Source organism: Streptomyces sp. NPDC052042, assembly GCF_044548345.1.
In the GTDB taxonomy this organism is placed as follows: domain Bacteria; phylum Actinomycetota; class Actinomycetes; order Streptomycetales; family Streptomycetaceae; genus Streptomyces.
Map to the genome: position 1 here is coordinate 429903 of NZ_JBIUBU010000002.1, position 14146 is coordinate 444048.

Genomic DNA, 14146 nt, shown 5'->3' on the forward strand with positions numbered 1-14146 from the left:
GAAGGTCGATGTTCGATTTGTCCGATACATTTTCGTGACCTTCGCCGCGTCCGCACCCTCCGCGTGGTCGCGCGGTGCATCGCAAACCGCGCACCCGCCGGGGATGACGGGACGGCCCATTAGACTCGATGAGCGATGAGCAGCCTCTTTGATGACAGCTTCCTGGCCGGTCTCCAGCACGCGGAGGACGGGCCCCCGCCGCCCCCCGAGGACCTCGGACCCGAGCACGTGCCGGAGGATCTCTTCGCGGGCGTGTTCGACGGGCCCCCGCCACCCAGGGACGCGTACTACCGCGACGGAGCGCACCGCCCCGTCGTCGACCCCGCCGCGCTCCTCGACGGGCTGAACGACGAGCAGAGTGCCGCCGTGGTCCACGAGGGCTCGCCCCTGCTCATCGTCGCCGGAGCGGGATCCGGCAAGACCCGCGTACTGACCCACCGCATCGCCCACCTCCTTGCCACGCGCGGGGTGCACCCCGGCCAGATCCTGGCGATCACCTTCACCAACAAGGCCGCGGGCGAGATGAAGGAGCGCGTCGAACAGCTCGTCGGCCCCCGCGCCCACGCCATGTGGGTCATGACGTTCCACAGCGCGTGCGTGCGCATCCTGCGCCGCGAGTCGAAGAAGCTCGGTTTCACCTCGTCGTTCTCGATCTACGACGCCGCAGACTCCAAGCGGCTGATGGCCCTGGTCTGCCGCGATCTGGACCTCGACCCGAAGCGCTTCCCGCCGAAGTCGTTCACGGCCAAGGTCTCCAACCTGAAGAACGAGCTGATCGACGAGGAGACCTTCGCCGGGCAGGCCGCGGACGGCTTCGAGAAGACCCTCGCCCAGGCGTACACGATGTACCAGGCGCGGCTGCGCGAGGCCAACGCGCTGGACTTCGACGACATCATCATGACGACGGTCCACCTGCTCCAGGCGTTCCCCGACGTCGCCGAGCACTACCGCCGCCGCTTCCGTCACGTCCTGGTCGACGAGTACCAGGACACCAACCACGCCCAGTACACCCTCGTACGCGAACTGGTCGGCCCGGCGGGCGAGGGCGACGCCCCCGCCGAGCTGTGCGTCGTCGGTGACGCGGACCAGTCGATCTACGCGTTCCGGGGCGCGACGATCCGCAACATCCTCCAGTTCGAGGAGGACTACCCGGACGCGACCACGATCCTGCTGGAGCAGAACTACCGCTCCACACAGACCATCCTGTCCGCCGCCAACGCCGTCATCGAGCGCAATGAGAACCGCCGCCCCAAGAACCTCTGGACGAACGCGGGCACGGGAGCCGGGATCACCGGCTACGTCGCCGACACCGAGCACGACGAGGCGCAGTTCGTCGCCGACGAGATCGACCGGCTGACCGACGCGGGCGACGCCAGGGCCGGCGATGTCGCCGTCTTCTACCGGACGAACGCGCAGTCCCGTGTCTTCGAAGAGGTCTTCATCCGGGTCGGCCTGCCCTACAAGGTCGTCGGCGGGGTGCGCTTCTACGAGCGCAAGGAGGTCCGGGACGTCCTGGCCTACCTCCGGGTCCTCGCCAACCCCGAGGACGCCGTCCCGCTGCGCCGCATCCTCAACGTGCCCAAGCGCGGCATCGGCGAGCGCGCTGAGGCGATGGTCGAGGCCCTGTCCCTGCGCGAGAGGATCACCTTCCCGCAGGCGCTGCGCCGGGTCGACGAGGCGTACGGCATGGCGGCCCGGTCGGCCAACGCCGTCAAACGGTTCAACACGCTGATGGACGAGCTGCGCACCGTCGCCGAATCCGGGGCGGGCCCGGCGGTGGTCCTGGAGGCCGTCCTGGAACGCACCGGCTACCTCGCCGAACTCCAGGCGTCCACCGACCCGCAGGACGAGACCCGCATCGAGAACCTCCAGGAACTCGCCGCCGTCGCCCTGGAGTTCGAGCAGGAGTGGAGCGAGGCCGGCGAGGAGGGTGCGGGCACCCTCGCGGAGTTCCTGGAGCGGGTCGCGCTCGTCGCGGATTCCGACCAGATCCCCGACGAGGACGAGGAAGGCACCGGAGTCATCACGCTGATGACGCTGCACACCGCGAAGGGCCTCGAATTCCCGGTGGTCTTCCTCACCGGCATGGAGGACGGCGTCTTCCCGCACATGAGGGCGCTCGGCCAGACCAAGGAGCTGGAGGAGGAACGGCGCCTCGCCTACGTCGGCATCACCCGGGCCCGCGAGCGGCTCTACCTGACCCGGGCGGCGATGCGCAGTGCCTGGGGTCAGCCCTCGTACAACCCGCCGTCGCGGTTCCTGGAGGAGATCCCGGACCAGCACCTGAAGTGGAAGCGCACCGGGCCGATGGCCGCTCCGGCCGGACCGACGTCCGGGATCACGTCGTCGCTGTCCTCGTCGCGTGCGCGCACCGGCCCTTCGGGTTTCGCGACCCGGCGGACCTCGGACAAGCCGGTGGTCGCGCTGGCCGTCGGCGACCGGGTCACGCACGACCAGTTCGGACTCGGCACGGTGACGGCGGTCGAGGGCGTCGGAGACCAGGCCAAGGCCACGGTCGACTTCGGGGACGAACGCCCGAAGAAGCTGCTGCTGCGGTACGCCCCGGTCGAGAAACTGTAGCCGGTAGCCGCCCGGCCCTCGGCCCACTGGCCGGGGGCCTGCTTTGTGGGGGCGCGGGCCCGGCAGAGTCGACCGGGCCCGGCCGCCCGCTTGCTCCGTGCGCGAGGCCGGGGCGGGGCTCAGACGGGCCGCTCGGACGGGGGCGATGCCCAGTCGGGGCGCTGCTCAGGTCGGGTTGACGCCGTGGCTGCGGAACCAGGGCAGCGGGTCCGTCGCCGCGCCGCCCCCGGGCCGTACCTCGAAGTGCAGGTGCGGACCGGTCGAGTTGCCGGAGTTCCCGGAGTACGCGATGACGTCACCGGCCTTGACCGGGCCCGAGCGGATCCGGGTGCTGCTGAGGTGGCAATACCAGGTCTCGGTGCCGTCGGCCATGGTGACGATGGCCATGTTCCCGTAGGCGCTGTTCCACTGCGTGCGCACGGTGCCGTCGGTGGCAGCCATCACCGGCGTGCCGTAGGAGACGGGGAAGTCGATGCCCGTGTGCACGGACATCCAGTTGACGCCCGCCTGGCCGTAGTACGCGCTGAGGCCGTGCTGGGCGACCGGCAGGACGAACTTGGGCCGAAGCGCCTCCCTGCGGGCGGCTTCTTCCAGGCGCTTCTTCTTCTCGGCGGCCTGCCGCTCCCGCAGGTCGATGCGTTCCTGGGTGCGGCTGGCGCGGTCGGCGAAGTTCTGGGCGTCGGCCCTGAGGTTGGCGAGCTGGGTGTCCAGCTTGCTGTTGGCGGAGGCCGGTTTGACGGCACCGAGGTCGGAGGCCGCCAGCGTGGTGGTGTTGTCGTCCTTCTTGTCCTCGCCGACCAGACCGTTGACCGAGGCCGCGGCGATACCGGCCACGCCCATCACACAGGCGGAGGGAACGGCGACGGTGAGCAGCGCGGAGCGCTTCGCGGGGGAGCGCCGTCGGCTCCGGCCGCCGGCGCGTGCGTCGGAGCGGCCCGAGGAGCGACGGGGGCTGATCACGACCTCGTCCATGTCAGCGGTCGTGTCGGCTGCTGCGGGGGCCTCGTAGCCGTGGCCGGTGCCCTCCGCTTGGAGGGTCGTGTCGGAGACGTCGACGTCGGCCGTGGTGTCGAACGCGGTGAACGTGCCGATGGCGGTGTCGTGGGCCGCGTCCTGGTGGAGCGCGTCGGAGTCCGGGTGGAGTGCGGTGGAGTCCGGGTGGAGTGCTTCGGAGCCGTCCGCCCGCTCGTGCTCCGCTCCCATCGCCGCCTCGTGCGGCCCGTGCGCCGTGTGCGCGGCGAGGCCGTCGTGCTCCGGCTCGGGCAGCGTGCCGACGTTCCAGGCGGCGGTGTCGTAGGCGCCGGTGTCGTACACGCCGGCGCCGTAGGGGTCGGTGCCGTAGAGGTCGGTGCCGTACGCGGCCGTGTCGGCCGTCGCCCACTGGCCGGTCCCGTACCAGGCGGAGGTGTCCCACTGGCCCGTGGCGTCGGGGGCCCCGGCCTGCGCGGGGATGTCGGCGAAGGTGGTGGCGGTCATGGTGGTGGTCGCGGCCGTGCCGTACGCGGCGGGCGTCCACGTGGCGGTCGTTTCGTACGTCTGTTCCGGGGCGTAGACCTGCTGCGACTGCGTGTCGTACGGGGGGTGGGCGTCGTACACGGCGGTCTGGTGCGCGCCCGTGTCCCATGGCGCCGCGTCGTAGGAGGCGCCGTACCCCGTCTGCCCGGCCTGTCCGGTGTCGTAGCCGCCCTCGGCGTAGGTGCCGTCGTGACCGCCCGGTGAGGCGCCGAAAAGCGGGTCGAAGGCGAAACTGCCGGTGGCTTGGCCGCCATGTCCGGCATACCCGGCGTGGGGGTGCTGGTCGTTCACCAACTTCTCTCTCGCCTCGGCTGCAAGGGCCTGTGGTCCGGGTCCGGGGGAGTGGATCCCTGGGGACGCAGTGGCCGCGACTGTACCCGGCGGTATGCGGCGCCGACAATCTTCGGCGGGTGTGGACGGCTCAGGAAACGGGCAATCGGCCGTCTTTCGGTGAGGTGTGCACACAGCCTTGGCTCTATGTTCGAAACCCGTTCTATTTATGGCGTGTGTGCCGGAGAGTCCGGGTGCCGCCGGAGGAGGAGGGCCCGGTCGAGCCCGTTCGGTTCGCTCCGGCGCTTCGGTTCGCTCTCGTTCCTCGGACCGGGGCTGTCGACGGCGGGGCGTGGCCGGATCAGGGCGCGGGAGCCGTTCCGTCGGATCCGGTGGTCTCGGATCCGGTGGTCTCGGGCCCGGGGGTTTTGGGCCTGGTGGGCTTGCCTCCGGTGGTCTCGGCTCCGGTTGCCCCAGGGCGTGTGGGCTTCGTGGATTCCGTCTCTTCCTCCTCTGCCTCCGCCGCGCCGGTCGTCGGGCGCCCGCGCTCCAGTGCCTCCCGGATCGCCGCGGCGACTCTCGGGTGCACGGGGAGGGCGAGGTGGCCGATCCCGGTGACGCGTACGTTCAGCACGTCGAGGTCAGGGTGGTCGATGCGGCCCGCCTCCGCCGGGACGATCACTCGGTCGAGGTCGCTCCAGAAGCTCACGAACCGGGTGCGACAGCCCGGTGCCGGTGCGCGCAGTTCCTCGATGGGCGCGGAGCCCGCACGCATCTGGCGCACGAGGGGGTGAGCGCTCGCCGGTCGGGCGACGGCGGTTCCGCCGTGCGGCGTGCCGAGGGTGACCAGGGTGCGGACACGCCGGTCGCCGCCGAGGCGTTGCACGTAGTAGCGGGCGATCAGGCCGCCGAGGCCGTGCCCCACGATGTCGACCTCCTGGTGTCCGGTGCGGGCACAGATCTCCTCGACATGCCGCCCGAGCAATCCGGCGGCGGCGCGGATGTCGCAGGTCAACAGCGAGTAGTTGAGGGACTCCAGATGGCGTCGACCGTGTCCGGCGAGGGAGCGGCGCAGGAGGGCGAAGACCGAGCGGTTGCCGATGAAGCCGTGCAGGAACACGACGGGAGGACGGTCGCCGCCCTCGTCGCCGTTTCCGTCGCCGCCTCGGGCGAGACAGGGCAGGACTTCCATGGCCGACCTCCTGCTCCGGCGAGCGGGGGAGACGGCTTCGGCCCCACGGGCCCCATGAGCCCTCGGCCCTGTGGTGGCTCGGCCCCGCGTCCTTCGGCCCCGCGAGTCTTCGGGGAGCCGGTCGGGGCGGTGCCCGGGGCCGGGATCGGTGGGGTCGTACCACCGTGCCGCGCGGCTGGTGGCGCGGTGGTACGAGGACCTCGTATCGGCTCCCCCGGCGGATGCTCCCGCGACGGCGGTTTGGTGCCACAGCACGCGGGAACGGCGCCCGGTGAACATGTCCCACGTGTGATTTCCCCCTCGCCGTACACCGTGAAACGGCGGCTTGCGGGATGCTGTCGATAACGTTCGTTCACATCCCCGGCCCTTCAGGCACGGGAGAGGCATGTGGAGGCAGTGATGGGTGTGACCGGTCCGATCCGTGTGGTGGTGGCCAAGCCGGGCCTGGACGGCCATGATCGTGGAGCCAAGGTGATCGCGAGGGCGCTGCGCGACGCCGGTATGGAGGTCATCTACACCGGGCTCCACCAGACGCCCGAGCAGATCGTCGACACCGCGATCCAGGAGGACGCCGACGCGATCGGCCTCTCGATCCTCTCCGGCGCCCACAACACGCTCTTCGCCAAGGTGATCGAGCTGTTGAAGGAGCGCGAGGCCGAGGACATCAAGGTCTTCGGCGGGGGCATCATCCCGGAGGCGGACATCGCGCCGCTCAAGGAGCAGGGCGTCGCGGAGATCTTCACTCCGGGTGCCACGACGGCGTCGATCGTCGACTGGGTCAACGCCAACATCCGGCATCCCGCGGAGGCCTGACCACGCCGCGAGGCGGCGGGCCGCACGGCCCGCCCGCTCGGAGCGGCGCCGCACCACGCCCCCACGGACGCGGGAAACGGGCGCGCGGCGAGGTGCCGGACACGGGCCCGCGGGATACCGGCGCGCGGCTCGGTCGAGGGCCACGGGCATGCGGTACGGGCCGGAGTGCGGGCCCGCGCCCCGGGGCGGTCGAGCGGAACCGGTCGGCCCGCAGGGCCGGCCGCGGCGGCCGAGCCCGAGGCCGAGCGGAACGTGCGGGCCCGGCTCGTCCGGCGGGCGGGGTCCGTCGGACGGCGGGGCGGACGAGGCGCGGCCGGATGGTCGGATCCCGCGGGAGCGGGTCAGTCCGACAGCAGCTCCGCCTCCATGGCCGCGCGCAGCCGAAGCGTGGACACCAGTCGCCGGAAGGCCTCCGACCAGTAGCCGTTGGCGCCCGGGGAGGCGTTCTCCGTTTCGTCCTGGGGGGTGGTGAGGACTTCCAGGCGGTCCGCCTCGGCCGGGTTCAGACAGCGCTCGGCGAGCCCCATCACACCGCTGAAGCTCCATGGATAGCTGCCCGCGTCCCGCGCGATGTCCAGGGCGTCGACGACCGAACGCCCTACCGGTGAGGTCCAGGGCGTCGGACAGACCCCGAGCAACTGGAACGCCTCGGACAGCCCGTGCGCGGCGATGAAGTCGGCCACCCATGTGCTGCGTTCGACCGCCGGAAGCACGGACAGGAGCTTCGACCGCTCGGCGAGCGACGCCGTGCCGGGGCCGTTCGACGGGGGGACGGAAGGGACGCCGAGCAGCGCGCGGGCCCATTCCGGATCCCGCTGGCGCACGGCGGCCCGGCACCACGCCGCGTGCAGTTCTTCGGCCCAGCCGTCGGCCACCGGCAGGGCGACGATCTCCCGCGCGGTGCGCCCGCCGAACCGCGCCGGCCAGACGGGCAGCGGCGCCGACTCCACCAACTGCCCCAGCCACCAAGTGCGTTCACCACGCCCGGGCGGCGGCACCGCGACCACGCCATCGCGCTCCATCGCGGCGTCGCATTCGTGCGGGGCCTCCACGGCGACGCACACGCCGTCGCCCGTGACGTCCGGGCTCACACAGGACAGCGCGCGGGCCGCCATCCGTCCGGCGAACGCCGACTCGGGCAGCGCGGACAGCAGTTCCGCGGCGGTCGAGCGGACGTTCCGACTGCGGTCGCAGAGTGCTCGCTCCAGGAAGGGCTCGTCCGCCATGGACAGCCCGGTGCGCAGGGAATCGAGGAACATCAGCCGGTCCTCGGCCCGCTCGGTGGCCCATGTGGTGACGAGCAGGGCGAGCGCCGCGGCCGGATCCTGTGCCCGTACGGCGCCGAGCAGGGCGACCCGCTCGGCGAACAACCCCTCTTCCCAGAGTCCGGCGACCGCCTCCCGGTCCATCACATCGGGCAGCGCCGCGCCGCCGGAAGAGCCGCGCAGCGCGAACCTCCACTCCGGGTTCAGCCCGGCCAGCCACAGTCCGCGCGGCCCGGCGAAGGCGAGCGCCTGCGGCCGCAGATCGGTACGCGATCTGGCCGTGTCCAGCAGTTGCGGGAGCAGCGCGGCGGGGGCGCGGAAACCGCGGCGATTGGCGGTGGCCAGCCACTGCGGGATCAGTTCCGTGAGATCGGGGGCCGTGCCGCGCCGACCGCCCGAGCCGCCCGATGCCGTCCGGTCCGCGAGCAGTTGGGCCAGTCTGCGGCGTGCGGCCACGGGCAGCGCTGGCCGGGGATCGGCCGGTGACGGGTCCGGCCGGTTGGTCACCGGGGTGGCGGGCAGCAGCCCCGCGCGGCGCCGTACGGTGTGGACCGCCGCGGCGTCCAACAGGCCAGCTGGTGCGCCGCCCTGTTCCGCGGGGCGCCGGTTGGTGCCGAGCAGTGCCGATGTGACGAGTTCCTCCCACGGCACGGGCCCGTTCGTACGAGACATGGATCCCCCTCCGAACGTCGAATCGGATGTCGTCGCGGGTCGTCGGGTTTCATCGGATGCCGTCGCGTGTCGATCGCGTGTCGATCGGGTGCCTTTGCGTGTCAGACGAGCGGCACGATCTCGGGAACCGTGCCGCCGTCGGCACCGCCTCCGTTACCGGAACGGAGGCCGGCGACGCCGTCGTCGCGGACGTCATCGGCCTCGCCGCCTGCGGCATCATGACGCCCCCCGGAGCGCCGGTCCGTGCTGTCGGCCCCGGCCTCGGCGGCCCGGGATATGCACGGGCCCGTTCTCTTGTCCGTACCGGCCGCCGCGCCGCTGCCCGGTGTCCCGTCCGGGTCCGCCGCCCCGCCGGGGTCCGCGTCCAGGGCCGTGGACCAGGCCGCCAGCGGGTCGAAGCCGCGGTGGCCACACTCGCCGAAGACGGTGACCGGGGTGCCGCCGGAGAGCGCGACCAGCTTCCACAGTCCGGGCCGGGCCAGTGCCGACGGGGCGACGGGCAGAGCGCCCTCGCCCTCCGCGTCGACCAGCTGCCAGCCGTCCGGTCCCGACGGCACGGGGATCACCCCGCACAGGGTCGTCGGCCAGGAGTCCAGCCATGGATCGTCCCGCAGGGCATCGCCGTAGGCACTGATCGCGGCCGCCGTCGTACCGCCCGTGGGCGGCGTCGCGGCCGGTGACGGCAGGCCGAACCGCTGCTTCAGCTCGGACCGCAGCCGGCCGGCGCCGGCGTATGGCGCGAGTTCGGCGTCGATCGTGACGCCCACCGGCAGCGCGAGCTCGGGCGAACGCCCGGCCGCCCCGAAGGAGAGCAGCAGGGCCAGGCGCCCCGATTCCCTTCCGCTGAGCCAGACGCGGCGTGTGACGAGCCTGCCGTCCGGGGTGTCGTACTGGGCGAGGACCAGCCAGTGATCCCGGACCGGCGGGCCCGAGGCGGCGGCGGTCAGCCCCACCCGCGTGCGGACGGTGGCCGCCAGCGGCTCGGGCAGCCGATCGATGCCCAGCCATGCCCGGTCCAGCAGATGCAGCAGCGCGCACTCCTCCAGCAACCGCACGGGCCAGCCCGGACCCGACCCCGGTATGGCACCCAACTCCCGCACCCGCGCGGCCAGCCCGGGAGCCTGGGCGTCGACCATGCGCGCCGCGGTCTCCTCCCACAGCCCGTACCCCGGCTGATCGGCCACCGCCAGACCGCCCCGCAGCAGGTCCTCCAACCGCTGCTCCAGCTCCTGGGCGCCGCCGGTGATCCGCTCCGCCCGGCGCTCGGCCCGCCGCCGCGCGGCCACCGGATCGGCCGGGCCCGCGGCGCGGGTCTCCGCCGACGCGGCTTCGCCCGCGGTCCCCTTCTGCCCCTTTGCCGCGCGTCCGCGACGGTCCGTCAACCAGTCATGGGCCCAGTCGGGCGCCTCGCCCGAGGGCAGGCCCGACCCCTCGCCCGCCCAGAGCAGCAGCAGTGCCAGCGCGTGTTCGCACGGGAACGTCCGGCTGGGGCAACCGCACCGGCACGCCGGGCCGGTGGTGTCGACCACCGTCCGGTACGGAGTGCCCCCACCGCTCGTGCACAGCCCCCACACCGCACCCGAACCGTCACACCCGCGCCCCGACCACGACCCGGCCGAAGCGAGACCGCCCCCGGCCTTGCGCGACGCCTCGTCAGGAGCCAGCGCCAGAACCTGCTCCACCGTCCAGCGCACCGCCGCGGCGGCCGTGCGCGAGGACTCTCCCCCGTGAGATAGCAGCATGGGAACAACGGTAGAGGGCCCCACTGACAATGGGCCTGACCTGCTGATTCATGGCCGCCCGACCGACTTGGACCGATGCGCCCTCCGTGGTTCGGCGGCGCACGGCCGGACGCGTGTGCGGATCCATCACCGGGGGACCGCGGCATGAGCCACGCCATCCGTAACAGCCGCCGCACCGACACCACGCACAGCACCCGGAACAGCCCTGGTGCCCGGGGCGTCAGGACCGCCGCCGTGTCTCAGCGCCTGCGGGCGGCCTGCCGCGCGCGCCCCTCGCCCACAGCGGGCCGAACCCCGCCCCGGCGGGCGAATCGGCCTCCGACCTGCGACGGGGGCCGATTGTCAGTGCCATGGTGCACGGTGGGAACCACATCAGGTCGACTGATCTGGAGGGGGACCCATGACCGTGCCCGAAACCGTCGCCGCCGTCGGAACACAGGCCCTGCGACCGCATGCCGAGGACGCCTTCGCCCATGAGCTGAAGGCCCTCGCCGCGGCCGACGACCGCCCCCGGCCCGCTCGTTGGAAGTTGTCCCCGTGGGCCGTCGCCACGTATCTGCTCGGCGGCACCCTGCCCGACGGCACGGTGATCACCCCCAAGTACGTCGGCCCGCGCCGCCTCGTCGAGGTCGCCGTGACCACGCTCGCCACCGATCGGGCCCTGCTGCTCCTCGGCGTCCCCGGCACCGCCAAGACGTGGGTCTCCGAACATCTCGCGGCCGCCGTCAGCGCAGACTCGACCCTGCTCGTCCAGGGCACGGCGGGCACTCCGGAAGAAGCCGTCCGCTACGGCTGGAACTACGCGTCCCTGCTCGCCCACGGCCCCAGCAGGGACGCGTTGGTGCCGAGCCCGCTGATGCGCGCCATGGCCGAGGGCATGACCGCGCGCGTCGAGGAACTCACCCGCATCCCCGCCGACGTGCAGGACTCGCTGATCACGATCCTGTCGGAGAAGATCCTCCCCATCCCCGAACTGGGACAGGAGGTCCAGGCGGTCCGCGGTTTCAACGTCATCGCCACGGCCAACGACCGCGACCGCGGGGTCAACGAACTGTCCAGCGCGCTCCGCCGCCGGTTCAACACGGTCGTCCTGCCCCTGCCCGCCACACCGGAGGCGGAGGTCGACATCGTCTCCCGGCGGGTCGACCAGATCGGCCGCTCGCTCGACCTGCCGCGCGGGACCGACGGACTGGCCGAGATCCGACGGGTCGTCACCGTCTTCCGCGAGCTGCGCGACGGAGTCACCACCGACGGCCGCACCAGGCTCAAGTCCCCCTCGGCAACGCTGTCGACGGCCGAGGCGATCTCCGTCGTCACCAACGGCCTGGCCCTGGCCGCCCACTTCGGCGACGGGGTGCTGCGCCCCGGAGACGTGGCGGCCGGCATCCTCGGCGCGGTCGTCCGGGATCCGGCGGCCGACCGCGTGGTCTGGCAGGAGTACCTGGAAACGGTCGTACGGGAACGGGACGGCTGGAAGGACTTCTACCGCGCCTGCCGCGAGGTATCCGCATGACCCGGACCACGGGCCCCGTCGGCCCTCTCCTGCTCGGGGTGCGCCACCACGGTCCGGGCTCGGCCCGCGCCGTCCGCGCGGCCCTGGACGCCGCCCGGCCGCGGGCCGTGCTGATCGAGGGCCCGGCGGAGGGTGACGCGCTGCTCCCGCTGGCCGCCGACGAACGGATGCGACCCCCGGTCGCGCTGCTCGCCCACGCCGTCGACGACCCGGGGCAGGCGACGTTCTGGCCGCTGGCCGCGTTCTCCCCCGAATGGGTCGCGATCCGCTGGGCGCTGGCGCACGACGCGCCGGTCCGATTCATCGACCTCCCCGCGGCGAACTCCCTGGCCATCACCCGGGCGGTGGAGCGGGACGCCGAGGGGGAAGCGAACGACGACGCGAACGCAGCGGCGGCCGACGACGCGCACAGGCCGAGGGCGGCGGAAGCGGCCGGGGGCGGAGACGTGCACCGGGGCGGGGAGGAGAGCCGGTGCGTGGACGGGCCATCCGCGCGCGTCCCGGTCGACCCCGTCCGTGCACTGGCCGAGACGGCCGGTTACGACGACCCCGAGCGCTGGTGGGAGGACGTCGTCGAACACCGTTCCCAGGACGGCACCGATCCGATGGCCCCCTTCACCGCGCTCGCCGAGGCGATGACGGCCCTCCGCGAGGTGTACGGGGACGGCGACCACCCCCGCGACACCGTCCGCGAGGCGCATATGCGCCTTCAACTGCGCAAGGCCCAGAAGGAGTTCGGCGACGGCATCGCAGTCGTCTGTGGCGCCTGGCACGTCCCCGCGCTCGCTGCGCGGACCACGCTCGCTGCCGACAGGGCCGTGCTCAAGGGGCTGCCCAGGGTCAGGACCGAGCTGACCTGGGTGCCCTGGTCGCACCGCAGGCTCGCCCGGAACAGCGGATACGGGGCGGGCATCGACTCGCCCGGCTGGTACGGACACCTCTTCGACGCCGCCGATCGCCCGATCGAGCGGTGGATGACGAAGGTGGCCGGACTCCTGCGCGACGAGGACCGGTTCGTGTCGTCCGCCCATGTCATCGAGGCCGTCCGGCTCGCCGGGGCCCTGGCCGGCCTGCGTGGCCGCCCGCTGGCCGGGCTGAGCGAGACGACGGACGCCGTCCGGGCCGTGATGTGCGACGGCTCGGACATCCCGCTGGGGCTCATCCGGGACCGGCTGATCGTCGGTGAGACCCTCGGCGAGGTGCCCGACACCGCCCCCGCCGTACTGCTCCAGCGCGACCTCACCCGCCGGCAGCGCACCCTCCGGCTCAAACCGGAGCCCTCGGAAAGGTCGTTGGAGCTCGACCTGCGCAAGGACACCGACGCGGCACGCAGCCGACTGCTGCACCGGCTGAGGATCCTCGCCGTCGACTGGGGCGAGCCCACGACCGGCCGGGCGAGCACCGGCACGTTCCGCGAGAGCTGGCGGCTGCGCTGGGAACCCGAGCTGTACGTACGGGTCGCCGAGGCCGGGCCGTGGGGCACCACCGTGCTTGCCGCGGCGACCGCGAAGGCTGGGTTCCTGGCCGCTTCCGCGACCACGCTCGCCGACATCACGGCCCTGGCCGAGCAGTGCCTGCTCGCGGAACTGCCGGACGCACTGCCCCCGGTGATGCGCGCCCTCGCCGACCGCGCCGCGCTCGACGTCGGCCGGCTCGCCGACGCCCTGCCCGCACTGGCCCGGACCCTGCGCTACGGCGACGTGCGGTCCACGGACACCGGGGCGCTCGGCGAGGTCGCCACCGGTCTGGCCGAGCGGGTCTGCGTCGGCCTGCCATCCGCGTGCACCGGACTCGACGCCGACGGCGCCGCAGGGATGCGCCGCCGGATCGACGGCGTCCACACCGCGATCGGGCTGCTTGCGGGGGCCGCTCCCGCGGGCCCGGCAGGAGGGGGCGGGCTGCGCGGACGCTGGAGTGCCGTCCTGCACAAGCTCGCCGGACGGGACACCGTCGCGGGCGTCGTCCGGGGCCGTGCGGCCCGCCTGCTGCTCGACGAGGGCAGGATCGAGGAGGACGACGCGGCGCGGCTGATGGGCCTGGCCCTCTCGCCCGGCACGCCGCCCGCCGACGCGGCGGCCTGGATCGAGGGGTTCATCGGCGGAGCGGGCGGCGGAACGCTCCTCGTCCACGATGCCCGGCTGCTCGGTCTGGTCGACACCTGGCTCACCGGCGTGCCCGCCGACGCCTTCGCCGACGTGCTGCCCCTGCTGCGCCGCACCTTCTCGGCCTACGAGGCCGGGGTGCGGCGCACGCTGGGCGAGCTCGTGCGCCGCGGTCCGGCCGCGGAAGCGGAGCGGACCGGCATCGGTGACGGGACGGTGGCCCCGGGTTTCGGCACCGGTCTCGACGCGGCGCGGGCCGACGCGGTGGTGCCGGTGCTGCGTCTCCTGCTCGGCACGGCCACCGGCGGGGTCACCGAAGACGGGGCCGGTACGGGCGGCCGCACCGGCCCCGGCACGGGCGTCGGCCACGATCCGCGGCCGGACGACGGCACCGGCACCGGCCACGCCCCGGGGCCGGGCGGCGGCGATGCGGGGCGCGGGAACCGAACCGCCGAGGAACCCCTGGGGGCGACGCGATGACC

8 protein-coding genes are annotated in these 14146 nt (G+C 73.2%); 4 read left to right on the top strand and 4 right to left on the bottom strand.

Going from position 1 to position 14146, the window contains the following annotated elements:
• Positions 1-135 precede the first annotated feature (135 nt).
• Entirely contained in the window at positions 136-2580 is a 2445-nt protein-coding gene (gene pcrA / locus ACIHCL_RS07200; protein ID WP_399857877.1) for a DNA helicase PcrA, read from the top strand.
• Positions 2581-2745: 165 nt separating this feature from the next.
• On the opposite strand, the gene ACIHCL_RS07205 is transcribed toward pcrA, so the two are convergent.
• Positions 2746-4386 (bottom strand): M23 family metallopeptidase, encoded by a 1641-nt coding sequence (locus tag ACIHCL_RS07205; protein WP_399857880.1) that lies wholly within the window; start codon positions 4384-4386, stop codon positions 2746-2748.
• A 340-nt stretch (positions 4387-4726) separates the two neighbouring features.
• Positions 4727-5557, bottom strand: coding sequence for an esterase/lipase family protein (locus ACIHCL_RS07210; RefSeq protein WP_399857882.1), 831 nt, complete (start codon positions 5555-5557; stop codon positions 4727-4729).
• 399 nt (positions 5558-5956) lie between these two features.
• Between ACIHCL_RS07210 and ACIHCL_RS07215 the strand changes: the two genes are divergently transcribed.
• Entirely contained in the window at positions 5957-6370 is a 414-nt protein-coding gene (locus ACIHCL_RS07215) for a cobalamin B12-binding domain-containing protein (RefSeq protein ID WP_399857885.1), read from the top strand.
• Between the two features lie 341 nt (positions 6371-6711).
• Here the strand turns inward: ACIHCL_RS07215 and ACIHCL_RS07220 are convergent, their stop codons facing one another.
• Both ACIHCL_RS07220 and ACIHCL_RS07225 read right to left on the bottom strand, forming a co-directional pair.
• Entirely contained in the window at positions 6712-8307 is a 1596-nt protein-coding gene (locus tag ACIHCL_RS07220) for a DUF5691 domain-containing protein (RefSeq protein WP_399857888.1), read from the bottom strand.
• Between the two features lie 101 nt (positions 8308-8408).
• Positions 8409-10049: an SWIM zinc finger family protein gene (locus tag ACIHCL_RS07225; RefSeq protein WP_399857890.1), complete on the bottom strand. Its 1641-nt coding sequence runs from the start codon at positions 10047-10049 to the stop codon at positions 8409-8411.
• 400 nt (positions 10050-10449) lie between these two features.
• Here ACIHCL_RS07225 and ACIHCL_RS07230 point away from each other — a divergent pair, with 400 nt between their 5' ends.
• Both ACIHCL_RS07230 and ACIHCL_RS07235 read left to right on the top strand, forming a co-directional pair.
• Positions 10450-11562 carry an AAA family ATPase gene (locus ACIHCL_RS07230; RefSeq protein ID WP_399857893.1) on the top strand — a complete coding sequence of 371 codons (1113 nt, stop codon included), beginning with the start codon at positions 10450-10452 and terminating at the stop codon, positions 11560-11562.
• A complete protein-coding gene (locus ACIHCL_RS07235; RefSeq protein WP_399857895.1) occupies positions 11559-14144 on the top strand; it encodes a DUF5682 family protein in 2586 nt (861 codons plus the stop codon). The genes ACIHCL_RS07230 and ACIHCL_RS07235 overlap by 4 nt, the downstream gene beginning before the upstream one ends.
• Positions 14145-14146 lie beyond the last annotated feature (2 nt).

Coding starts and splice junctions, on each gene's coding strand:
- ACIHCL_RS07230 (WP_399857893.1), top strand. CDS start 10,450: ATGACCGTGCCCGAAACCGTCGCCGCCGTCGGAACACAGGCCCTGCGA.
- ACIHCL_RS07210 (WP_399857882.1), bottom strand. CDS start 5,557: ATGGAAGTCCTGCCCTGTCTCGCCCGAGGCGGCGACGGAAACGGCGAC.
- pcrA (WP_399857877.1), top strand. CDS start 136: ATGAGCAGCCTCTTTGATGACAGCTTCCTGGCCGGTCTCCAGCACGCG.
- ACIHCL_RS07235 (WP_399857895.1), top strand. CDS start 11,559: ATGACCCGGACCACGGGCCCCGTCGGCCCTCTCCTGCTCGGGGTGCGC.
- ACIHCL_RS07225 (WP_399857890.1), bottom strand. CDS start 10,049: ATGCTGCTATCTCACGGGGGAGAGTCCTCGCGCACGGCCGCCGCGGCG.
- ACIHCL_RS07220 (WP_399857888.1), bottom strand. CDS start 8,307: ATGTCTCGTACGAACGGGCCCGTGCCGTGGGAGGAACTCGTCACATCG.
- ACIHCL_RS07215 (WP_399857885.1), top strand. CDS start 5,957: ATGGGTGTGACCGGTCCGATCCGTGTGGTGGTGGCCAAGCCGGGCCTG.